The sequence below is a fragment of the Bowmanella sp. JS7-9 genome (genome assembly GCF_004329715.1).
In the GTDB taxonomy this organism is placed as follows: Bacteria; Pseudomonadota; Gammaproteobacteria; order Enterobacterales; family Alteromonadaceae; genus Pseudobowmanella; species Pseudobowmanella zhangzhouensis.
Genome location: NZ_JXSY01000008.1, coordinates 1 through 22,804, shown reverse-complemented (window position 1 = coordinate 22,804; position 22,804 = coordinate 1). Strand labels below are relative to the sequence as shown.

The 22,804-nt window shown below is 49.6% G+C and carries 19 protein-coding genes and 2 pseudogenes; 14 read left to right on the top strand and 7 right to left on the bottom strand.

What is annotated here, in order from left to right; genetic code table 11:
- The 5 genes and pseudogenes from TK45_RS04905 to TK45_RS04885 all read right to left on the bottom strand — a co-directional run.
- Window positions 1-557: pseudogene (locus TK45_RS04905) on the bottom strand (NAD-dependent malic enzyme); the annotation flags it as partial.
- Window positions 558-699: 142 nt separating this feature from the next.
- On the bottom strand, window positions 700-1,173 hold the full coding sequence (locus TK45_RS04900; RefSeq protein WP_131257518.1) for an NfeD family protein: 474 nt from the start codon (window positions 1,171-1,173) through the stop codon (window positions 700-702).
- Window positions 1,173-2,111: a slipin family protein gene (locus TK45_RS04895; protein WP_131257517.1), complete on the bottom strand. Its 939-nt coding sequence runs from the start codon at window positions 2,109-2,111 to the stop codon at window positions 1,173-1,175. Before TK45_RS04895 ends, TK45_RS04900 begins: the two co-directional genes overlap by 1 nt.
- Window positions 2,112-2,170: 59 nt before the next feature.
- Entirely contained in the window at window positions 2,171-2,812 is a 642-nt protein-coding gene (locus tag TK45_RS04890) for a hypothetical protein (RefSeq protein WP_131257516.1), read from the bottom strand.
- Window positions 2,813-3,126: 314 nt separating this feature from the next.
- Complete coding sequence (locus TK45_RS04885; RefSeq protein ID WP_131257515.1) at window positions 3,127-3,456, bottom strand: VOC family protein; 330 nt, start codon at window positions 3,454-3,456, stop codon at window positions 3,127-3,129.
- 175 nt (window positions 3,457-3,631) lie between these two features.
- Between TK45_RS04885 and metA the strand changes: the two genes are divergently transcribed.
- The 5 genes from metA (at window position 3,632) to TK45_RS04860 (ending at window position 9,488) form a co-directional block, all read left to right on the top strand.
- Window positions 3,632-4,546, top strand: coding sequence for a homoserine O-succinyltransferase (gene metA, locus TK45_RS04880; protein WP_131257514.1), 915 nt, complete (start codon window positions 3,632-3,634; stop codon window positions 4,544-4,546).
- A gap of 12 nt (window positions 4,547-4,558) precedes the next feature.
- Complete coding sequence (locus TK45_RS04875; protein WP_254426544.1) at window positions 4,559-5,602, top strand: homocysteine S-methyltransferase family protein; 1,044 nt, start codon at window positions 4,559-4,561, stop codon at window positions 5,600-5,602.
- An 8-nt stretch (window positions 5,603-5,610) separates the two neighbouring features.
- On the top strand, window positions 5,611-8,235 hold the full coding sequence (gene metH / locus TK45_RS04870) for a methionine synthase (protein ID WP_131257513.1): 2,625 nt from the start codon (window positions 5,611-5,613) through the stop codon (window positions 8,233-8,235).
- Entirely contained in the window at window positions 8,208-8,822 is a 615-nt protein-coding gene (locus TK45_RS04865) for a DUF938 domain-containing protein (RefSeq protein ID WP_254426543.1), read from the top strand. Before metH ends, TK45_RS04865 begins: the two co-directional genes overlap by 28 nt.
- 129 nt (window positions 8,823-8,951) lie before the next feature.
- Window positions 8,952-9,488 carry a hypothetical protein gene (locus TK45_RS04860; protein WP_131257512.1) on the top strand — a complete coding sequence of 179 codons (537 nt, stop codon included), beginning with the start codon at window positions 8,952-8,954 and terminating at the stop codon, window positions 9,486-9,488.
- A gap of 8 nt (window positions 9,489-9,496) precedes the next feature.
- Here the strand turns inward: TK45_RS04860 and TK45_RS04855 are convergent, their stop codons facing one another.
- Entirely contained in the window at window positions 9,497-10,351 is an 855-nt protein-coding gene (locus TK45_RS04855) for a DMT family transporter (RefSeq protein WP_254426542.1), read from the bottom strand.
- A 147-nt stretch (window positions 10,352-10,498) separates the two neighbouring features.
- Here TK45_RS04855 and pnuC point away from each other — a divergent pair, with 147 nt between their 5' ends.
- From pnuC to TK45_RS04815, 8 genes are all read left to right on the top strand, one after another.
- The gene (gene pnuC, locus TK45_RS04850; RefSeq protein ID WP_131257511.1) at window positions 10,499-11,113 is read left to right on the top strand and encodes a nicotinamide riboside transporter PnuC; all 615 of its coding nucleotides are present in this window, start codon (window positions 10,499-10,501) and stop codon (window positions 11,111-11,113) included.
- A 42-nt stretch (window positions 11,114-11,155) separates the two neighbouring features.
- Window positions 11,156-11,680, top strand: a complete 525-nt coding sequence (locus TK45_RS04845) for an AAA family ATPase (protein ID WP_131257510.1) — start codon at window positions 11,156-11,158, stop codon at window positions 11,678-11,680.
- Between the two features lie 273 nt (window positions 11,681-11,953).
- On the top strand, window positions 11,954-13,756 hold the full coding sequence (locus tag TK45_RS04840; RefSeq protein ID WP_165490704.1) for a diguanylate cyclase: 1,803 nt from the start codon (window positions 11,954-11,956) through the stop codon (window positions 13,754-13,756).
- Between the two features lie 243 nt (window positions 13,757-13,999).
- Complete coding sequence (locus tag TK45_RS04835) at window positions 14,000-15,208, top strand: efflux RND transporter periplasmic adaptor subunit (protein ID WP_131257508.1); 1,209 nt, start codon at window positions 14,000-14,002, stop codon at window positions 15,206-15,208.
- A gap of 1 nt (window position 15,209) precedes the next feature.
- Window positions 15,210-15,941 carry an ABC transporter ATP-binding protein gene (locus TK45_RS04830; RefSeq protein WP_131257507.1) on the top strand — a complete coding sequence of 244 codons (732 nt, stop codon included), beginning with the start codon at window positions 15,210-15,212 and terminating at the stop codon, window positions 15,939-15,941.
- A gap of 6 nt (window positions 15,942-15,947) precedes the next feature.
- Window positions 15,948-17,186 carry an ABC transporter permease gene (locus tag TK45_RS04825; protein WP_131257506.1) on the top strand — a complete coding sequence of 413 codons (1,239 nt, stop codon included), beginning with the start codon at window positions 15,948-15,950 and terminating at the stop codon, window positions 17,184-17,186.
- A gap of 5 nt (window positions 17,187-17,191) precedes the next feature.
- Window positions 17,192-18,436: an ABC transporter permease gene (locus TK45_RS04820; protein ID WP_131257505.1), complete on the top strand. Its 1,245-nt coding sequence runs from the start codon at window positions 17,192-17,194 to the stop codon at window positions 18,434-18,436.
- Window positions 18,437-18,585: 149 nt separating this feature from the next.
- Window positions 18,586-20,859: a YgiQ family radical SAM protein gene (locus tag TK45_RS04815; protein ID WP_131257520.1), complete on the top strand. Its 2,274-nt coding sequence runs from the start codon at window positions 18,586-18,588 to the stop codon at window positions 20,857-20,859.
- A gap of 353 nt (window positions 20,860-21,212) precedes the next feature.
- On the opposite strand, the gene TK45_RS04810 is transcribed toward TK45_RS04815, so the two are convergent.
- Complete coding sequence (locus TK45_RS04810; protein ID WP_165490703.1) at window positions 21,213-22,241, bottom strand: NF038122 family metalloprotease; 1,029 nt, start codon at window positions 22,239-22,241, stop codon at window positions 21,213-21,215.
- A 481-nt stretch (window positions 22,242-22,722) separates the two neighbouring features.
- Here TK45_RS04810 and TK45_RS16455 point away from each other — a divergent pair.
- Window positions 22,723-22,804: pseudogene (locus tag TK45_RS16455) on the top strand (DUF3362 domain-containing protein); the annotation flags it as partial.

Here is a 22,804-nt window from a genome sequence, read left to right as displayed (position 1 = left end):
GCGGGGCTGATCCCGCCGCAGGCGGTATACAAAGAAAGTTTACCGATTGGGATCCCCATACCGCCGATACCCTGATCGCCCAAACCAAGAATACGTTCGCCATCAGTCACAACGATGACTTTAACTTTTTGTTTGGTGGCGTTACGCAGAATGTCATCGATATATTCCCGCTCAGAATAGGCAATAAACAAACCACGATTGCTGCGATAGATATCAGAAAATCGCTCGCAGGCCTCACCAACAATTGGCGTATAGATGATCGGCATCATCTCTTCCAGATGTTGCTGCAACAAAGCATGGAACAGGGTTTCGTTGGAGTCCTGGATGCCGCGCAAATAGATGTGCTTATTGATTGGCTCTTCGAAACTACTGTACTGCATATACGCCCGTCTTACTTGATCCTCCAGCGTTTCAAAACGTGGCGGTAATAAGCCGGTTAGATTGAACGCAGCCCGCTCGTCACGGGTAAATGCACTGCCTTTATTCAGTAGCGGTGTTTCGAGCAGTGCCGGACCGGCATGATGAATGTATAACGGACGTTTTTTCTGTTGTGTCATGAGGAGCTAAATCTAACCACTTGTTAGCGTATTAAGGTGTAGCCCTATAGCATAACGGAAGCGCTAAAAAATGCATGTAAAACAACAGATTCAGGGGTATGACCAGTGGCAAATCTGGTTAAATTTGCCACTGGTTGTTGGTTTATTCGGCAGGGGCGACGTACAGCGTGCCCACTTCAACAGAGACAACGCGCACTTTCGTGCCGCTGGGCAGGGTTTCCGGAATCGGCACACCGGCTCGAACGGCCCATAATATGCCGGAATATTTGTAACTGGACACCTGCTTACTGGATAGTTCGCTGGTTAAATCAAACTCCACACCAACAAAATCTGAGTGTGGTTTAGCAGGATCGTCTGTTTGATTTTGCAGGTTTTTCATTGGCTTCCACAGGGCCGCAGTGATAACTGCTGAAATCACCGCTAGGGAGATGAACGCACTGGTCCAGTCATACGCGACCCAACCTAAGTTCATCGCTATACCCGTTAGTAAGGCACCTGCGCCAATAAAAAACAGGAAAAGAGTAGCAAAGCCCATGATGCCGGCTTCAATGGCCATCAGCAGAATGCCTAGCGCAATAAAGAACTCGGCCAGATTATTGTGGAAAAATTCCAGCATTAGGACTCCTTAGTGAGCTTCTTCCACACTGCGGTGGCCTGACTCACAACATTGCTGATGTCGGTCGCACTATCGGGCAATAACACGACAGATGACTGTTTTGCGATGGCTTCTTTCGCTGCAATTGCCAGTGTCGCCAGATCAAGCTCAATCGCTTTGCCACCCTCAGAGGTGTTGGCGACTTCACCGACTTTGGCTAAGGCTTCTGCTTTGGCTTCGGCAACGCGAATGATTGCGCTTGCCTCACCTTCGGCTTTAAGGATTTGCTGCTCTTTGTCGGCTTCGGCGGCAAGCACGATAGACTGCTTCTGACCTTCCGCTACGTTTATCGCGGCCTGGCGGTCACCTTCGGACTCCAGAATCTTAGCGCGTTTTTCACGCTCCGCTTTCATCTGACGCTCCATCGCTTCCATCACAGATTGGGGTGGCACGATGTCTTTGATTTCGTAACGTAACACCTGCACGCCCCAGGGCTGTGCGGCTTCGTTAATGGAGTTAACGATATTGATATTCAGCGCATCACGCTCTTCAAAGGTTTTATCCAACTCCATTTTACCGATTTCGCTACGCATAGTGGTTTGCGCTAATTGCGTCACGGCGAAGGTATAATCCTCCACCCCGTATGACGCTTTGTATGGATCAAGCACCTTTAAATACAACACGCCATCAACGGTCAGACTGATATTGTCTCTGGTGATCGCGCCCTGACTGGGCACGTCGATGGCCTGCTCTTTCAGGGAACGGTCATAGCTGACCGTATCAATGAACGGCACAATGAAATTCAAGCCCGCTTCTAAGGTGCGGTTGTATTTGCCGAAACGCTCAATAATGAAGGCGCGATTTTGCGGCACAAACTTCATCGAGCTCTTCAGAATAACGACGACGAGCACGAAAAGCGCGATTTGATAGGTAAACACTGAGTCCAATAAACTTCCCATGATTCAGACCACTCCTGTATGAAATAGGGCTAGGTTGTAACGTGCTATCACCGCATTTGTCAATCAGATTCGGGGATTCGCCAGTAATTCAAATATTCAAAAAACATCAATAGCATCAATGAGATGGCAACTAGTGGCAGGATAAACCACGTCATTGAATTGGCTTCAAAGCATACATAGCCATGGTAGATGATCCAGGCAAAAGGAATGGGTGATAAACGCCAGCGTAAGCGACCCTCTAACAAGAATAATGCACTTAGCCCCAGCAGACTGGTGGGGGTCGGGGCGAGTCCAGCGATACCGACCATCCACCAGGCATGGTCTAAAAAGGGCGCAATAAATAAGGGGCCGAATACGCTCAGCATGCAGCCCGCCATGCCTATGCGGCTAAATATATGGCTATTCGCCGGGATAATATCTGTCTGTGACGCGCTTAACAGCCACAGCAGCCCCTGCAGGATAAACAGCAAGCCAAATAATGCGATGACAGAGGTACTGTGCGCTTCGTGCAACCAGAACATACTGATGCCGCTTAAACAGAAAAACAGTGCCAAAATCCACGCTGGCCATCTGCCATCATCACCGACAAACAGATAGCGCAGGGTTAAGCCGGCAATCGCAATTAATACGATTTGTGCGGGCCATATAGACAGCGCAAATTGATGAAGCGCTTCTGGGTTGACCAGAAGTGAAGTTGTCAAAATAGTTGACGAAAATAACAGTGCCGTGAGCATAAGCCAGCTTCCATCGTGGCCATTTGATTAGTACGGAAATTCAGCTTCACGCTTGAATTTTCATGCTAACCAATTGAATTGATTAGGTTATATTTTTTATTTGCTGGTTTGAGTACGGCTACAACGAAACCATGGGGTACAACAGGCGAGACGCCATAATTAAAAACAGCAAGTTTTGTGCCTTTAATTATTTTGGGTAGCTCGGCTGAGCCACCCGGATAGTAAATTTAAGCTTGAGTCATAATAAATACATTGAGCTTATTACCGTCTAAATCACGAAACTATCCTGCATAGAATCCGGGAAAACGTTCGCCGGGTTTCCCCTCACAGGTGCCACCAAGCTCAAGCGCCTTGTGGTAAACCTTGTCCACGGTATCGGTATCTTTGGCTTCAAGGGCAACCATTACACCATTGCCAACTGTCATGGCCTCACCGTTAAACGGATAGGTAATTCCCAGACCAGCCCCTTTGGGGTTAGCCGGGTTTGCCCAGGCAATAAATTTGCCGGGATCTTCCATAAAGCGCCCGCAACCCAACTCACTGAGTAGTGCATCGTAAAATTCTGCGGCACGGTTTAAGTCTTTGGTGCCAAGGGTGACATAACCGATCATGTATAAATCCTTGTTTGTGCTTAATAGGTACAAAATTAGTTTTAACACTGAACTCAGTAAAAAGGCTATCTCAGAAGTAAATGAACGTTTAGACGTCTAGACGTAAAGATGTTGACTTTGACTGGCAGACTGGCAAGATAAGCGGATTGTTTCGATCCGTTATGATGAGGGCGACATGCCAATTCGTATTCCCGGTGAACTACCGGCACTTTCCGTATTAAGTGATGAGAACATCTTCGTGATGGACGACCAGCGGGCCATCCATCAGGACATTCGTCCGCTGGAAGTGGGCATTTTGAATTTAATGCCAAATAAAATTGAGACCGAAGTGCAGATTCTGCGACTGCTGTCCAATACCCCATTACAGATCAACATCGATTTGATCCGTATTGATAGTCAGGCGCCGAAAAACACCCCTGCGGCACATATGGATACCTTCTACCATCAGTTCGAAGATATCGAGCACAAGAAATACGATGGACTGATCGTCACCGGCGCGCCTCTGGCTCTGCTGGACTATGAGGATGTGAAGTACTGGCCGAAGATGCAGCAGGTAATGGACTGGGCGAAAAAACATGTGCAGTCTACGATGTTTTTATGCTGGGCAGCACATGCGGCGATGTACCATTTTTTCGGTGTGAATCGTGCGTTGCGTGAAGATAAATTATCGGGAGTCTATCCCCACGATGTCTATCAGCCCACCGATGAACTGATGCGCGGGTTTGATGGGCGGTTCTTCGCACCCCATTCTCGCTTTGGCCATATTGCCGTGCAGGATTATCAAAACGCCGGATTAAACATTTTGGCGGGTAGCGAGGAAGTGGGCGCTTACATTGCTGCTTCTCATGACAAGCGTATGGTGTTTGTGACCGGGCATCCGGAATACGACCCTGAAACATTGGATCAAGAGTATCGCAGGGATTTGGCCGCAGACCTCAATCCTGCTATTCCACTGCATTACTATCCTGATGATGATCCAACCCAAACACCACTGGTAACCTGGCGTGCCCATGGTACGCTGCTGTATACCAACTGGCTCAACTATTATGTGTATCAGGTTACGCCGTTTGACCTGACCACGCTGGCTTGACGAGGTAATAAGGTGTCTGCCGAACAACAATTACGTGACGCGCTACTACAACGCATTTTGCTGCTCGATGGTGCCATGGGAACCATGATTCAGCAGTACAAACTCAGCGAGGCGGATTATCGCGGAGAGCGATTTAAAGACTGGCATTCTGACGTTAAAGGCAATAATGACCTGCTGGTGCTGACTCAGCCGCAGATTATCGAAGCAATTCATTGCGCCTATCTGGAAGCGGGCGCCGATATTATCGAAACCAATAGTTTTAATGCGACAACCATCTCCATGGCCGACTACGACATGCAGGAATTGGCCTATGAGATTAATGTTGCCGCAGCACAGGTCGCCAGACGTGCTGCGGACAAATTCAGCACGCCCCGTAAACCGCGATTTGTCGCCGGGGTGTTAGGGCCTACCAACCGTACCGCATCGATATCGCCGGATGTGAATGATCCGGGTTATCGAAATGTCAGTTTTGACCAACTCAATCAGGCCTATCAGCAAGCCACTGAAGGCTTGATCGAAGGCGGGGCAGATATCATCCTGATTGAAACCATCTTCGATACACTAAATGCCAAGGCGGCGGTTTTCGCTGTGCAGGAAGTGTTTGAACGATTGGGTAAAACACTGCCGGTGATGATCTCCGGCACGATTACCGACGCTTCCGGGCGCACGTTATCGGGGCAAACGGATGAGGCCTTTTATTATTCTCTGCGCCATGCCAATCCGGTGAGCTTTGGTCTGAATTGCGCTTTGGGACCCGATTTATTGCGTCAGTATGTGGCTGACGTTAGTGAAGTCGCGGAGTGTGCGGTATCGGCACACCCTAATGCCGGTTTGCCAAATGAATTCGGCGAATACGATTTGGATGCTCAGGAGATGGCCGGCCATATCCGTGAATGGGCAGAATCTGGCCTGTTGAATATTGTGGGCGGCTGCTGTGGCACAACGCCGGCACATATTCGTGCGATGGCTGATGTCATTTATGGCATTGCGCCCAGAAAAATTCCCACGCCAGCGCGCAAAATGCGCCTGGCCGGACTTGAGCCGTTTGTGCATTAGGAGGCGACATGAGTCAGGCCAGTCAGAATTTTATTAATGTCGGTGAGCGTACCAATGTCACCGGCTCTGCTGTGTTTAAGAAATTGATCCTCAATGAGGATTATGAAGCAGCTTTGGATGTGGCGCGCCAGCAGGTAGAAAACGGCGCACAGATAATTGATATCAACATGGATGAGGCGATGCTCGACTCAGAAGCGGCTATGGTGCGCTTCCTGAATCTCATTGCCTCAGAGCCGGATATCAGCCGTGTGCCGATTATGATCGACTCGTCTAAGTGGTCGGTAATCGAGGCCGGACTGAAATGTATTCAGGGGAAAGCCATTGTTAACTCCATCAGCCTGAAAGAAGGTGAAGAGCCGTTCCTGCGTCAGGCAAAATTACTCAAGCGCTATGGTGCCGCCGCGGTTGTGATGGCGTTTGATGAAAAAGGTCAGGCCGATACGGTTGAACGCCGCTTTGCCATCTGTAAACGCAGTTATGATCTGCTGCTCGAGCAGGTGGGATTTGCGCCGGAAGATATTATCTTCGATCCTAATATCTTTGCGGTCGCCACCGGTATTGAAGAGCACAATGCCTATGCGCTGGATTTTATAGAAGCGACGCGCCTGATCAAACAGCATTTACCCTATGCCTCGGTATCCGGCGGTTTATCTAATGTGTCGTTTTCATTCCGTGGTAACAATCCGGTGCGCGAGGCAATGCACTCGGTATTTTTATATCACGCAATCCAGGCGGGCATGGACATGGCCATCGTCAACGCGGGTCAGTTGGCGGTGTACGATGATATTCCTGTGGAACTGCGCGATGCGGTAGAAGACGTCATTCTCAATCGCCGTGATGATGCGACCGACCGGTTACTGGAAATCGCGCCGAAATATCAGGGCGATGGTAAAGAAATCGCGAAAGAAAGCCAGGAATGGCGTAGCTGGCCAGTCAATAAACGGCTGGAGCATGCGCTGGTCAAAGGCATTACTGATTTTATTGAAGAAGACACCGAAGCAGCACGCCAGGCCGCCGAACGTCCACTGCACGTGATTGAAGGGCCGCTGATGGACGGCATGAATGTGGTCGGTGATTTGTTTGGCGAAGGAAAAATGTTTCTGCCGCAAGTGGTTAAATCCGCACGGGTAATGAAGCGTGCAGTGGCTTATCTGGAACCGTACATCGAGAAAGAAAAGGCCGCCGGTAGCAGCAATGGCAAAATTCTGCTCGCTACGGTAAAGGGCGATGTACATGATATTGGCAAAAATATCGTCGGCGTGGTGCTGCAGTGCAATAACTTCGAAATTATTGATCTGGGCGTGATGGTGCCCTGTGAGAAAATTTTGCAAACTGCCCGCGAGCAGAATGTGGATATGATTGGCTTATCTGGCCTGATCACACCGTCGCTGGATGAAATGGTGCATGTGGCCAAAGAGATGCAGCGTCAGGGCTTTGATTTGCCATTACTGATTGGTGGGGCTACCACATCAAAGGCCCATACCGCGGTGAAAATCGAGCAGCACTATGCCCATCCAACCGTGTATGTACCCAATGCCTCCCGAGCGGTCGGGGTGTGCCAAAAATTACTCAATCCTGTCAACCGCGCGGCATATCACACTGAGTTAAAGGCTGAGTACGAGACTGTGCGGCTCCAGCATGTGCGCAAAAAGCCGCGCACTGCACCGGTGACGTTACAACAGGCGAGGGAAAACAGCTTTAAGCCTGATTTCACTGATTATACGCCCGTCACACCTAAGCGTTTGGGCGTGCAGCAGGTAGAGGTCGATATCGCTACGCTGCGCGATTATATCGACTGGACCCCGTTTTTCCTGACCTGGTCTTTAGCCGGTAAATATCCGCGTATTTTGCAGGATGAAGTGGTGGGTGAAGAGGCGCAAAAGCTGTTTGCCGACGCCAATGCGATGCTGGATAGTCTGCTGCAAAGCGGTGATATTGTGGCTAAGGGCGTAGTTGGGCTGTTTGCTGCCAATCGACACGGTGATGATATCGAAATCTACGCCGATGAGAGTCGCAAACAGGTGCTTTGCGTGTCGCATCACTTGCGTCAGCAGACTGAAAAATCCAACGCGGCCAACTACTGCCTGAGTGACTTTGTTGCAGCAAAAGAGACCGGTATCGCCGATTATATCGGGGCATTTGCCGTCACGGGTGGGATTGGCGAAGATGAACTGGCGGCAAAATACACGGCCGCGCACGATGATTATCATGCAATCATGGTCAAAGCGGTGGCAGATCGCTTGGCTGAAGCGTTTGCAGAATATTTGCATGAAAGGGTGCGCAAGGACATCTGGGGGTATGCTGCGGATGAAGCGTTGAATAACGAGGATCTCATACGTGAAAAATATCAGGGTATTCGCCCGGCGCCCGGCTATGCGGCTTGTCCTGAACACACAGAGAAGCAGGCTATTTGGGACTTGTTGGATGTAGAACAACGCATCGGCATGAAGCTCACGGAAAGTTACGCTATGTGGCCGGGGGCGTCTGTGTCTGGTTGGTATTTTGCCCACCCGCAGTCCCGCTATTTCGCTGTTGCGCAGATCCAACAAGATCAGTTACAGGATTATGCAACGCGTAAAGGTTGGGACGTCACGACAGCCAAAAAATGGCTGGCTCCGAATCTCAATCTCTGATGGTAAAGCCCTTTAGTCAGGCCTGTGAAAACAATCAGGAACCGATACTCGCAATACTGCGCGAGGCATTTGTCTCGCGCAAAAAGATTCTGGAAATCGGCTCAGGTACGGGCCAGCACAGCGTGTATTTTGCACCTCGCTTACCCCATCTGGTTTGGCAAACGTCAGATATGCCAGTTAACCACAGGGGTATTCATCAATGGATTGATGAATACCCCAGCGACAATCTACGCAAACCCCTTAGCTTCACTATTGGCCAGGATACATTCCCATGTCAGGTGGATGGGGTATTCACCGCCAATACCGCACATATCATGTTGCCAGACAGAGTGCAGCTGATGATGCAGCTGGTGGCACAACATCTGCCCAACGGAGGCGTATTCTGCCAATACGGGCCATTCAATGTGGATGGTAGGTTTACCAGCGATAGCAATGCCACTTTTGATGCCGCATTGCGGGGGCAGGGGATGGGGGGGATCCGTGATATTGCAGAACTCATCAGCTGGGCTGAACCCTTCGGACTAAATCTGCAAAAGCGTCACGGGATGCCTGCCAACAATATGCTGCTCGAGTGGCATAAATCCTGAGTCCGCTTGTGGATATCTCTGTTGAAAGCCTCCGGGTAAGCCGTGACTATCCTGTTGTTTTTCTGCGGATAAACTAACCCCGATGGGGCAGTTTCTCTCGTTAATGTATTGAAACTACGGGAGAAAAGCATGAAAACGAGCATTTTGTTGGCGAGTACACTAATGATTGGCAGTACGGTGAGTCTGGCATGCGGCCGGCCTCCAACGTTTGATATTCAAAGAAGCCAAGGTGAAAGCACCGAAGACTTGCAAGCCTACTATGATCCTTTAGAGGATTTCCTGCCGCCAGAACAAATCAGGCAGATGTTTGAAGATCCCACTGGCTGCCGGCGCTGGAACAATAGCTATCGCTCCCAGTGGCAACTTAAAGACAATCAATTGTGGTTAGTCCGTCTTGAGCAGATTAACTGTGATGGCGAAGCGGTGGAGGTGTCACCGGAGGATCTGTTTGGTCAGACTCACTATCCGATTCTGGCGGATTGGTACAATGGCCGGCTGCTGTCGTATTCGGCCCCCACATATGATCGCCGCAATATCGCCAATCAAAAGTTTCGGGTAGAAGTAGAGTACGCGGTGACTGTGATGGAGTTCTCCGGCGGCGAGTTGGCTTACCAATATGAAGACGCCGTAGTCGATCAATGGGACATTCCCGGTGATGCACCCTAGCATGGAGATTATTTACAGCGGATCACCAATAAAATACCGCCAAGGATGGCAACTGCGGACAATATCAGGCGTGGGGTTAATGGCTCAGCCAGGAGCATAACCCCCAGGATTGCGGTAATTACCGGCACAGAAAGTTGAATGGTTGCGGCGCTGGTGGGTTGCAGATAGGCGAGGGCGTGATACCAGATGGCATACCCCAGGCCTGAGGTCAGGGCGCCAGACAGCACAGCAAACATAACGCCCTGCCAATCCCAGTCTGGTGCCATGCCGGGTATGCAAAGAGCAAGCAAACTAATTGGTGCTGCCAATAAAAAGTTGCCCGTGGTGGTAGCAAGAGGTTGACCGGCTTGTTTGCCCCACAGCGAATAAAATCCCCAACATATTCCAGCAACCGACATCAATGCCGCCGGTAATACCGGTGGTGCACTCACACCCGGCATAAGCAAGTAAATTAGCCCGGCCATGGCGGTAAAAAAGCCACCCCATTGCGGCGTGGTGAATTTGTCTCCTTGCCACAACCCCACGCTAAGCATGCATACTTGCACCGCAGCAAATAAAATCAACGCGCCAGTGGCTGCGCTCAATTGCACATAGGCCAGCGAAAATCCTAATGCATAGCCCAACAGGGCGAGTGCCATTTTTAACGAGCCGCGCGGTGATGATTGTGACGAAGTCAACCGAAGCACAAGCGTCAAGACGATTGCGCCACTACACAAGCGTATGAGGGTAAAACTCAACGGATCAATGGACGTACCCGCGAGCGCCTGACGGCATAACAGTGAATTCCCGGCAAATGCCAGCATAGCCAGCATGGTTAGCACGACTGGATGAGACGTAATGGAAAACCGGGAGGTGGCGGCCAAGATGGTTCCAAAGCAATAAGGTGTGAGGCCTGACAGAATACTGAACTCTGTTAGCGCCGTGCAACTCAGGTCTTCTGGTCAGTGCCGTTACGCATTGTCGGCTGCATGGGGTATAGTGGCGCGAATAGGGCACTAAAATGAATAATAATGACGCTAAATGACTGGTTAACCGGCTTTGCCGGTGCATCTCCTATCGAATGGCTGGCGACAGTGGCTGGCTTTTTATGTGTATTTTTGCTGATTAAACGCAGCATCTGGAACTTTGCCTTCGGGCTGGTGCAGGTAAGCTTGTACGTGTGGATTTTCTGGCAGGCTAAACTGTTTTCTGAAGCCGCGCTGCATGTGTTTTATATGTTCTTCCAGTTTTATGGCTTTATGATTTGGTGGCAATCCGGACAGGATGATCATGGGCACGTAAAGGTTGTGCGTGGTGGCAGTTGGGAATGGATCGCAGCGCCTTTGTTGGTTGTTGTGTCTGCCGCGATTCTTGGCAGCGTGATGGCAAATTTTACCCCGGCAGATTTTCCCTATATGGATGCCTTTATTACCTGTGCCAGTTTAATGGCGCAGTATCTGTTATCCCACAAACGACTGCTTAACTGGTGGTTATGGATTGTGGTGGATATTGTCGCCATCGGCATTTACGTGCAAAAAGGGCTGTATCCCACCACCCTTCTGTATGTGTGTTTCCTGGTGATGTCTGTGCTGGGGTTACGTCAATGGCAACAGGCTGCAGTGCAAGACAGTCATTACCGTGTATAATCGCCGGCCGTTTTTGTTTGTGATAATCCGACGCACTCATCCATGCTGAAAAAAATTGTCTTTCTTGGCGCCCCCTCCACGGGTAAATCCACGTTATGCCGGCAGCTTGCCGCGCAGCTGGAGACGGTTTGGGTACCCGAGTACGGCCGTGATTATTGGTTAGAACATCAGGTTGAGCGGCGCTTATCACCTGAGCAGTTATTGCACATCGCCCAAGTGCAGGAGCAATGGGAGGACGATTATGCCAAACAGGCCAATGGCGTGTTGTTATGTGATACCAATGCGTTCACCACCTGGCATTTCGCATTGCATTACCACAATGGTGCGCTACCGGAATTGACGCGGATGGCACATGCCTGCTGGCAACGCTATGAGCTGGTGGTGTTGTGTGAGAATGATATTCCCTACGATGATACCTGGGAGCGCTCCGGCGATGCCAATCGTGAAGAGTTCCAGCAGTTCAACCGCGAGTATCTGGCCGGGCACAATATTCCACATATTGTTGTCAGCGGCAGTGTTGAAAACAGAGTCAATGCAGTTCTTAACGTGTTGTGCGGACGAAAGTAGATCTTCTATTTTCAGATCATTAAATACAAACTCAATGGTATGTATTTCAATATCTAATTCGTTTAAGTTTTTCAGTATAAATCACTGAAATGGCTTAATATTTTCTTGCTACATTTCGCTACAAATTCAATTTACAGCAAAAACAGCGGGTTACATGCCGGGTTTAAAGTAACTCATTTCATACCTTTGTATAACTGGTAAGATCTCAGACCTGTAGTGGTTGTAGGCGTCGTTTCTGTGTTGTTGAGTGTCAGTTGTTTTAAGCGTTGTGTTTTGCTGTTGTTATCCTGTCTGGTGCTTTTCACGTTACCGTCCAAAAGCCAGCCGTTACAAAGTGAAAATACAAGTGTTCTACCTTTTTTACTGTCTGATTTGCAGGAAGGGCAACGACTGGCACCATACTATCTGCAATGGCATGACGAAAGTGATCAGGCAACCTTGTCTGATGCACTGGTCGCATTGAGCGATAATCGCTTTCTCCAACCTAAAGTTTATCACTCACAAGGGCTGCAAAAAGGGGCGATTTGGGTGTTGGCACAAGTCAACAATGACCTTACAGATACACGCCAGTTGGTGCTGGAATATGTGGATCATCAACTAATCGACTTCACCCTGTATACCGCCAGTGAGAAACAAGGCAATTATTCGCTGCAGGCATATTTGTCATTAACACAGTCTTTTTCGACAAGGCAATTGGCGCATCACAGGTTTGCCGCCGAGATTACCTTCGAGCCCAAGCAAACAAACTGGGTATTAGTGCGTTTGGGTTCTGACGGACAAGGTTTTATTTTTCCTAACCTGCGCTTATGGTCGCCAGATGCATTCGCGCAACAATCTTCCCGGGAAGTGGGATTGTTGGCATTTTTAGCGGGTGGCTGTGTGGTCATGGCGCTGTTTGCTCTGGTGACGGGGGTTAGCACAGGTATCCGCTATTTCTATATCTACAGTGCGTATTCCGTCTCCAAAGTGTTTGCCTGGGGCATGATTACCGGGGTTGGACATCGATTCTTTGTTACCGACAATTTTGACTGGAATTACATGTCATTGGCGGGGGGAAGCAGCATTTTATTCGGTATATGGTTTACCCGGGTGTTTCTTGAAACCAGACGGCATGTACCAAAAATCGACTGTCTGCTGCAGATAATGATGGCCAATAGTGCATTGCTGATTCTGGCGGCACTGCTGAAAATCAAATTGATGGCGGTATTGTGTATTACCGTGGCGATGTTGCTGTACCCGATTAATTTTATTGCGGCGCTGATTCGCTGGCGTCAGGGCACGCCACAGGCAGCGGTGTTTGCGCTGGGCTGGGGATTGCTCATGGCCGGTTTGTTCAGTCAGGCATTACGGGATCTGGGGTGGATTGAGCATAACCTGATTAATTACTACTGGCCGCCAGTGGCGTCATTCTCTGAGGTCGTGGTGATTATGTTTGCCATGGGCATGCAGGTCTTTCAGTTGCGTAAGCAGAAAGAAGAGGTGGAGTATCGCTACGCTCGTCATCTTGAACATGAAGCCGTCAATCTGGAGCGGGAAGTGGCATTTCGTACTGCTGAACTTGAGGTGGCGAAACGACGCGCGGAGCGTGACGCCCAAACCGATCCGTTAACCGGTATTTGTAACCGCCGTAGCTTCTTTTTAAAAGCGACTGCATCAGTTGAGAAAGCCAATAACGACGGGCTTAATGTGAGCCTGATGATGTTTGATCTGGATAAGTTTAAAAGCATTAATGATCGTTTTGGCCATAAAACTGGTGATGATGCCCTCAAATTATTTACTCAAACGGTAAAACAATACATCCGTGCGAATGATGTGTTTGCCCGTCTTGGTGGCGAAGAGTTCGTGTTGTTAACCTGTCGTGATACTCAGGATGCCGAGAAGTTAGCCGAACAATTACGTATTGCCACCACACAAATTGAACTGCGCTGTGAAAAAGGCGAAGTTAAATTATCTACCAGCATCGGCTTAGCCCACCTGGCCACTTCCTCCCATATTGATGAGTTGCTGGTGCGCGCTGATAACGTGTTGTACGCGGCGAAAGACACCGGCCGGAATCAGGTGTTTGTGGCTTCTTAGTCTAAAGCATAGTAAACACGACAGATAATTTAGTGCCCTGTTTCTGATGAAGTTGGAAACGGGGCTAAGCATTTGACGTAGCTCGCAATTGTGCCTGCAAAGTGTGTCTGTTGACGCACTTTGTTACCAATCTACACACATTATCCGCCCACTTAGCGAACATTCTTACAACCTGTGACATAAGCTGAACTAACAGGATTAGGTTAAAAACCTGTTATCAGGTCAGCGTTGCAGGAACAGAGCATGAAAACCAAGTTAATTATTGCATTAGTCATCGTCTTTGCCGGAGCAGGTGCCGTTTGGGCATCTAAGTCAAGCCAGCAGGACAAACCGGGCATGGAAGTAGAAGTGAGCCAGGTCGAGCGGGCTAAAATTGTCCAGAAAGTTGCTGCGACAGGTAAAATTCAACCCAAGACTCAGGTCAACATCAGCGCCGATGTGAGTGCCAAAATCACGCGCTTAAGTGTGAAAGAGGGCGATTGGGTTGAGAAAGGCCAGTTTCTGGTGGAATTGGATCGGGAACGCTATGTGGCCAGCGTGGAAAGTGCAGAAGCTGCTGTGCGTACCGCTCAGTCTGAGTCGCTACTGGTAAAAGAAAAAGTGAATCAGGCAGCAAGAACGCTTAAACGCGCGAAGGAGCTGGTGGCGAACAACCTTGAATCTCAATCTGTACTGGATAATGCCGATGCGGAATATCAGGTTCAGTCAGCCAGCTATCAAGCCAGCCTGGAAAGGGTCGAGCAGGCCCGAGGTTCACTGAAACAAGCTCAGGATGCCCTGTCAAAAACCACGATTTACGCGCCAATGTCCGGCACCATTTCCAAATTAAACAAAGAACAGGGCGAAATCGCCATTGGTTCGCAGTTTCAGGAAGACGTGATCATGATTATCGCCAACCTGAACGAGATGGAGGCGCTGGTTAAAGTTGATGAGAACGATATCGTCGCCATTGCGCTGAATCAGAATGCAGAAATTGAAGTCGATGCGTTGCTGGGGCAAAAGTTGTCTGGGTATGTCAGTGAAATTGCAAGTTCGGCCATCGACCAGCCTGCCGGCAATGCCAACCAAAAGACCGAATTCGAAGTTACCATCGCGTTGACTGGTGATGTATCTAAGCTGCGCCCTGGCATGACCGCCAGTGCCGATGTGGTAGTGGATACCCGTGAGGCGGCAGTCAGCGTGCCATTGCAGTCTGTAACCGTACGCACTGAGGAGCAGCTTAAAACTGACGGCAAGACCTATGCTGCCGGTAAAGACGGGTTTGTCGAAATGGTGTGGGTGATTGAAAACGGCAAATCCGTTGCACGTCAGGTGACCACTGGCATTCAAAGTGACAGTCTGATTGAAATCGTTGAGGGTGTGCAGGAAGGCGAGCAGGTCGTGACAGGTAGCTACCGCGCCATTTCCCGTGATCTGAAAAATGGTACCGATGTTCAAACAAAAGGTGCCTGATATGACTAAGCCGGACACAATTCTGGATATTCGCAGCATCACCCGTACTTATCAGATGGGTGATCAGGAAGTACATGCGTTACGTGGGGTGAGCCTGTCGATTTGCCGCGGCGAATATGTGGCGATAATGGGGCCATCTGGCTCAGGCAAGTCCACTCTGATGAATATGATTGGCTGTTTGGATATACCCAGCTCAGGCCAGTACCTGTTGGATGGGCAGGCGGTGGAAACCTTGAGTGAAGATGAGCTCGCTATCATACGTAATGAGCGAATCGGGTTTGTCTTCCAAACATTCAATCTGGTGCCACGGGTTAGCATTTTCAGCAATGTGGAACTGCCTTTGATATATAAAGGGGTTCCGAAAGCAGAGCGCAAGGTACTGACCAATAAGGCATTGGACGCAGTAGGACTCAGCTCACGCAAGGATCACAAACCCAACGAATTATCCGGAGGTCAACGCCAGCGGGTCGCGATTGCCCGCGCACTGGTGTGTAACCCTTCGATTATTCTTGCCGATGAGCCTACCGGTAACCTGGATACCCAGACCGGGCTGGAAATCATGGCACTGATGGATGAGTTGCACAGCAAGGGGCACACCATCGTGCTGGTCACCCACGAGGACGATATCGCAGAGCATGCCGAGCGAGTAGTGAGGCTCAAAGATGGTGTGATTGAGAGCGATCGCTTACAAACGCCAAAACGGCTGCAAATGCCTGAAGCGATTGCGGGGTAAACACCCATGAGCCTCTTCAGTGAAATCAATGAAGCACTAAAAATTGCCACTAGTGCCATGGTTGCCAATAAAGCGCGCGGTACGCTGACGGCACTTGGAATCATCATCGGTATCGTTGCGGTCATTACTACGATGACCGCTGCCAATGGATTGCAAATTTCTTTTCGCGAGTCCTTTGCGGCAGTGGGGTCGGATGTGATCTACGTGTCTCAGCGCCCGTGGGTGCAAAACGGCCCCTGGTTTCGTTTTCGTAATCGCCCAGCGATCACGATGGACGAGGCGCAAAAGCTGCAGGATCGGCTGTTCGGTAAAGGCGTGGTCAACCCAAGCATGGGGACCAATACCAGCATCAAGTACGAGTCGAAAATTGCCGAAAATGCCAGGGTTATTGGCACCACCGAAAAGCAGGTGATCGTTGCGACCATGCTACCGGAAACAGGACGTTTCCTGATGCCATTTGATGTGGATTACAAACGCAGGGTCGCAGTCATCGGTGCAGAGATTGCTGAAAATCTGTTCGGGGATTTCGATCCGGTAGGGCGGGATATTAAGCTGGGTATGTATAAGTTTCAGGTCGTGGGCGTGATGGAAAAGCAGGGCGGAAGTGTGTTTGGTGGCCCCAATTTCGACCGTCAGGTGTTTATTCCGATCACCACCTATACCTCAGTGTTTGGCAACAGTGGCGGCCGCAGTAATGTGGATATAGCGATTAAAGCGCCGTCGCCGGATGCGATGCAGGATTTTGAATATGAAGTCATTGGTGAGATGCGCAAAATTCGCGGCCTCAAACCCATCGAAGAAGATAATTTCTCCATCAATAAGCTGAATAACCTGCTGGATGCTTACAACAATATTATGGGGGTGGTTGTCGCGGTTGGGTTGGCAATTACCAGCGTGTCGCTGTTCGTGGGCGGGGTAGGCGTGATGAATATTATGTTTGTGTCCGTCACTGAGCGCACCCGTGAGATAGGTATTCGTAAAGCCATTGGCGCGAAGCGGCGCAATATTCTTATGCAGTTCCTGTTTGAGTCGCAGATGATTTGTCTGATTGGCGGCGCCGTCGGATTGCTAATTGCTGCGGGAATTACCGCATTGGTAAATCAGTTTTTGATCCCAGCTAGTTTGTCTCCGGTGATTATTGCGGCGGCACTGATTATTTCCATGCTGGTGGGTATTCTTGCCGGCTTTGTGCCAGCCTGGCGCGGCGCACGTCTTAACCCCATTGATGCATTAAGATACGAGTAATCACTATGCGATTTTTAGATACTTTTGTGATGTCGTTAAGTGCCATTGGCAGTAACAAGCTGCGCTCTGGCTTAACCCTGTTTGGCATCATTCTCGGGGTGGCCTCGATTATTGGCGTAATGACAGCGATTTCCGTGGTGCAAAAGACCATGGAAAAAGAAATGACAGTGTTAGGCACCCAGACATTTCAGGTGCAGAAATGGCCGAACGGCTTTACCAGTGAGGAACAACGTCGTAAGGCAATGAAATGGCCGGCGGTAACGCTGGACGAGGCACAGGCCATCCGCGAACAGGTAGATTCGGTGGATTTCGTCGGCACTGAGTTCTGGGATGGCGGCAAAGTCGCGACCTTCAACGGCTATAGCACCGAACCTATGGTGGTGTTGTGTGGTGGCTCGCCCGAATATGCGGAAAACAACACCCACTTTATTGCCAACGGGCGCAATATTTCGCGCATGGATATGCGCGCTCATCGACGTGTTGCCGTGTTGGGCAATGCGCTGGCTAATGAATTGTTTCCGTTTAGTGATCCCATCGGCCAGATTGTCCGCATCGACGGTCGTAAATATGAAATTGTTGGGACATTTATTCCGAAGGAATCCGCATTTGGCGGCCCCTATGAGACCATGGCGTTGATTCCGGGAACCACTTATACCGACATTTACGGCACGGTCGATGGTCGCGGGTTTGAGCGTTCAGCCAACGTAACCATCCACGCCAAGCAACCGGAATTGCTGGACGATGCGATTGAAGAGACGCGCCAGGTGCTGCGCCGTATCCGTAACCTGAAACACTCGGAAGAGGATAATTTTTATTATTTCACCAGTCTGAGCCAAATCGATCAGTTTAATGAGAACACCCGACCGGTAAAAATCGGCGCGTTTGTTATGGGGGCCATCGCCCTGATTGTGGCCGGTGTCGGCATTATGAATATCATGCTGGTATCGGTGACCGAACGTACCAAGGAGATCGGCATCCGCAAATCGCTGGGGGCGAAACGCCATAATATCCTCACCCAGTTCCTGCTCGAAGCCATTGTACTGTGTAACGTCGGCGGTTTGATTGGGATTCTGATTGGGTTTCTATTGGGTAATATGCTTTCGGCGATGACCAATATGCAGGCCACGATCCCGTTCGAATGGGCGTTGTTTGGCATGGGATTTTGCACATTAGTCGGGGTAACCTTCGGCATGCTACCGGCATTAAAAGCATCCCGTTTGAGCCCGATTGAGGCGCTGCGCTACGAATAAAAATCTAGCAGGGGCAATGACTTATTTGTCCCTTTAGATTCTGTCCATGAGTATTAGCGCCTGTCACTTATTGTGAGCTAACGATTCAATTCGCGTGCGTCTGTGAAGCCTTGTATAATATGCGCCCAACACAGAGGTACCCCATGTCCATGCAAGCCACCATCAAAGCCGACCGCGGCTTATTTTCCTATCCAAAATACTGGGCACACTGCTATGGAGCAGCGCCATTTTTGCCCATGAGCCGGGAAGAGATGAATGAACTGGGCTGGGATAGCTGCGACATCATTCTGGTGACGGGTGACGCCTATGTGGATCATCCCAGCTTTGGTATGGCGGTTATTGGCCGTGTACTGGAGGCCCACGGCTTTCGGGTGGGGATCATTGCCCAGCCTGACTGGAGCAATAAAGATGACTTTATGCGTTTGGGTAAACCGAATCTGTATTTTGGTGTCACTGCCGGCAATATGGACTCGATGATCAACCGCTATACGGCGGATAAGAAACTGCGTCATGACGATGCCTACACCCCGGGTAATGTCGGCGGCAAGCGACCGGATCGCGCCGTGACGGTTTACTCTCAGCGTTGTCGTGAGGCATATAAAGATGTGCCGATTATTATTGGCGGCATCGAGGCCAGTCTGCGCCGTATTGCCCACTACGATTATTGGTCGGAAAAAGTTCGTCGTTCGGTGTTGTTTGATGCCAAGGCGGATATGCTGATGTTTGGCAATGCGGAGCGCCCACTGGTGGAAGTAACCCATCGCCTGGCCGCGGGTGAAAATATTGCGGATATCCGTGATGTGCGTGGCACCGCGATCATCGTAAAACAGGCGCTACCTGAATGGCAGGGGGTGGACTCAACCTCCCTTGACCGTCCCGGTAAAATTGACCCTATTCCCAATCCGTATGTGATGGAGCCTGAATGCGATAAAGCCGATGGCGACGCACAAAATAGCGAGGCGCCTGAAGCGCAACCCATCGTAATCCAGCCAGCGGAGCGCCGTAAACCCTGGGAAATGGTGTACGTTAAGTTACCGGCGTATGAAACGGTACGCGACAACAAGATGTTGTATGCCCATACCTCACGGATTCTGCACCAGGAAGTCAACCCAGGCTGCGCGCGCGCCCTGATGCAACGCCATGGAGATCGCCATATTTGGATTAATCCACCGGCGATGCCGCTGGAAACCGAGGAAATGGATGGGGTCTTTGACCTGCCATATCAGCGGGTACCGCATCCGGCTTATGGCGATGCCAAAATTCCGGCCTACGACATGATTCGTTTCTCAATCAACATCATGCGTGGTTGTTATGGTGGTTGCTCATTTTGTTCGATTACCGAACACGAAGGACGGATTATTCAAAGTCGCTCAGAAGACTCGATTATTCGTGAGATTGAACAAATCCGCGATACCGTGCCGGGCTTTACCGGTGTGATTTCTGACTTGGGTGGCCCGACCGCGAACATGTACCGTCTGCGCTGCAAGAGCCCGAAAGCCGAAGCTACCTGTCGTCGTCCAAGTTGCGTTTATCCGAGCATTTGCGCGCACATGGATACTGACCATAAACCGACCATCGATCTGTATCGCCGTGCCCGCAATCTGCCTGGTATCAAAAAGATCCTGATCGCCTCCGGTGTGCGTTATGACCTGGCGGTAGAAGATCCTGAGTATGTGAAAGAGTTGGCCCTGCATCACGTAGGTGGCTACCTCAAAATTGCCCCGGAACATACCGAAGATGGCCCCTTATCCAAAATGATGAAGCCGGGCATGGGCAGTTATTACCGTTTTAAAGAATTATTTGATAAGTACTCGGCTGAAGCCGGTAAAAAGCAGTATTTGATTCCGTATTTTATCGCATCCCATCCGGGCACCAGTGATGAGGATATGCTCAGCCTGGCTATCTGGCTGAAGGAAAACCGTTTTAAGCTTGATCAGGTGCAAAATTTCTATCCATCACCGATGGCCAGCGCCACGACTATGTACCATACCGGCGTGAACTCGCTGAAAAAGGTCAGTAAAGACAGTGAAGAGGTGTTCTCTGCCAAAGGTGAAATTCATCGTCGCCTGCACAAAGCCATGTTGCGTTACCACGATCCGAAGAACTTTGCGCAAATTCGTGAGTTGCTGCGCCGAATGGGGCGTGAAGACTTGATTGGACGTGGCCCACAACACCTGGTGCCACCGGAAAGTGCTGATGAAAAGCGTCAGGGCGTCAAAAAGGCTCGTCCCGGCGAGCGGGCATTGACCAAACATACCGGTCTGCCTCCGCAACCTAAATGGAAGGGAAAATCAGGCAAGAAAGCCGATGGTAAAACTGAAGCTGGACAGTCCCGCCGGGATAGCGGCCCAGCCAGACCAACAGGAAATGGTCGTAAACCTAACGGCAAAGGTAAACCTGCTGGAAGTCGTGCCGGACGTTAAACAAGCAGCCGCATATCATGTGGCTGTTTGCATCTGGTTTGAGCCGTTTATGTGAGGTGGAGATGCCTCTAATTAGTACCGTTCAATCACAAAAGTCACTTGTCGTGCCATCTTGATTTTGCCATTCAGCAGGGGCAATGGTGACGTGTTTTAGGTTGCTAACTCTCTTATAGTAATTCCTTTTAATGCTATTGCTTGCTGTATTAGGTTTTTCTTAGTCTGATGGATATAGCGCTAGCTCATTTTTAGAGTACCGAGGCGAGGCTAATGTTTTACTTAACGAAAAAAGCATATCTAGCCAGCACAAAATAAAAAGCCCGCTTTAAGCGGGCTTCTTAACACGTTGGATATTGTTAGGCCTTTTTACGACGTAAGGCAAATAAGCTCGCAAACGCGATACCAAACAGAGCCAGTGTTCCAGGTTCTGGAACCTTGCGGATATTCAGATCCCATCCAATCACGTCAAACGCGATGGCATCCAGTAAAGTAACATCGCCGAATTCACCAAAGGCGAATGTGGGGTCCATAATACCCAGTTCCAAGTTGTCTTTAAAATGGCTTGCCTGGTTACCATCACCACCAAAACGACCAGTAGAGAAGGGGGCCAAAGCAGTTAATCCACCATCGATAGAGAAGAACTGACCATTCATTGGCGCGAAGTCGCGCACACCCACGCCAGCCAGCAGGCTGTAATCTGAGAAACGAAACAGATCTAACGGCGAAGCCAATGCGTAACCGTCCAGGTCGGGCTGATCAGGATCGAACAATCCAGAGTTGTAGACGAAGTCATAGGTATCAACACCGCTGACGAAACCCAGTGCGTGACCAATTTCATGGATGGCAACGCCAATGAAATCCATTTTATCGCTGTCAATGCCGTCAGTGCGGTCGAAATCGAATGCAAATGCGCTACTGAAGGTGATTTGTGCATCCAATGCATCCCAACCAAAAAAACCTTCACCTAAACCCAACGCTTTTGCGTTTGCTTGGGTCAGGTATAGGTAAGCATTGTCAGCGCTTCCATCGTCATCTAATTCAGGTGATTCTGGGGCCCCCAGATTTTCCTGATCAATGAAGCTGAAGTTGCACAAGCCATTGCCTTGATCTTCACACGGAAGACTGTAAATAGCACTCTCGTCGAAAGAAGAGGTAGCATCCAATATCATCGACAATGCAACATCCTGATAAAGATAGGCGTCTTTACTGGAATTCGTACTACCGATGACATACGGATCCAGTTCGGCAAAACTGATTCCCAGATTAATAACGGTATCGTCAATAAACAGGTTCGACCAAAAATTTGCCGCTGCCTGGAAACCGGCCAGTGCGTTCTGACCTTGTTCACCTTCGAACTGGGTTGGGTCATAGTTCAGTTCGATCATTGTTGCACTGCTTGAAGCGCTGGCTAATAGGGCAGCGATCGCTAAAGTGCATTTTTTTATTTTTTTCATCTGCATGTTTTTATATTCCGTTATGGCGTCCAACTTGGCAGTGTATGACTCTGGAGTGGTCATTTGGCTGCATGAACGTCTGCATCATGTTGTTATAAGTTTGGTAAACGACAATTCGTCCAACATTGCGAAAGCTCACAAGGCTTATTCTGATTGTCGTATGCTACAAAGACCCGAAACGCAGTCTCCATTTTTGCACGCATTTCAAATCAAATATCATGCCAAATGTGGATTCTCATTAAGATATTGTTTTTAATGAAGTTTGTTTGATTTTTTAGTCAACTTATCGCTTGTGTGTAAAAAAACTCGACATGCAAAATGCCATGAATTTCCTGGTATGGCAGAACTCTATGGAGAATCAAAGGTTAGCCGGCTCTAGGAAAGATAGAGTGTCTGTTTGAATAACATCTAGGAAAACCGATTTAAGCTGGATCAGGTGCAAAATTTCTATCCATCAGCGATGGCCAGCGCCACGACTATGTACCATGCCGGTT

Coding starts and splice junctions, on each gene's coding strand:
- TK45_RS04830 (WP_131257507.1), top strand. CDS start 15,210: ATGACTAAGCCGGACACAATTCTGGATATTCGCAGCATCACCCGTACT.
- TK45_RS04810 (WP_165490703.1), bottom strand. CDS start 22,241: ATGATCGAACTGAACTATGACCCAACCCAGTTCGAAGGTGAACAAGGT.
- TK45_RS04845 (WP_131257510.1), top strand. CDS start 11,156: ATGCTGAAAAAAATTGTCTTTCTTGGCGCCCCCTCCACGGGTAAATCC.
- pnuC (WP_131257511.1), top strand. CDS start 10,499: ATGACGCTAAATGACTGGTTAACCGGCTTTGCCGGTGCATCTCCTATC.
- metA (WP_131257514.1), top strand. CDS start 3,632: ATGCCAATTCGTATTCCCGGTGAACTACCGGCACTTTCCGTATTAAGT.
- TK45_RS04865 (WP_254426543.1), top strand. CDS start 8,208: ATGGCTGGCTCCGAATCTCAATCTCTGATGGTAAAGCCCTTTAGTCAG.
- TK45_RS04820 (WP_131257505.1), top strand. CDS start 17,192: ATGCGATTTTTAGATACTTTTGTGATGTCGTTAAGTGCCATTGGCAGT.
- TK45_RS04815 (WP_131257520.1), top strand. CDS start 18,586: ATGCAAGCCACCATCAAAGCCGACCGCGGCTTATTTTCCTATCCAAAA.
- TK45_RS04895 (WP_131257517.1), bottom strand. CDS start 2,111: ATGGGAAGTTTATTGGACTCAGTGTTTACCTATCAAATCGCGCTTTTC.
- TK45_RS04885 (WP_131257515.1), bottom strand. CDS start 3,456: ATGATCGGTTATGTCACCCTTGGCACCAAAGACTTAAACCGTGCCGCA.
- TK45_RS04860 (WP_131257512.1), top strand. CDS start 8,952: ATGAAAACGAGCATTTTGTTGGCGAGTACACTAATGATTGGCAGTACG.
- metH (WP_131257513.1), top strand. CDS start 5,611: ATGAGTCAGGCCAGTCAGAATTTTATTAATGTCGGTGAGCGTACCAAT.
- TK45_RS04835 (WP_131257508.1), top strand. CDS start 14,000: ATGAAAACCAAGTTAATTATTGCATTAGTCATCGTCTTTGCCGGAGCA.
- TK45_RS04825 (WP_131257506.1), top strand. CDS start 15,948: ATGAGCCTCTTCAGTGAAATCAATGAAGCACTAAAAATTGCCACTAGT.
- TK45_RS04900 (WP_131257518.1), bottom strand. CDS start 1,173: ATGCTGGAATTTTTCCACAATAATCTGGCCGAGTTCTTTATTGCGCTA.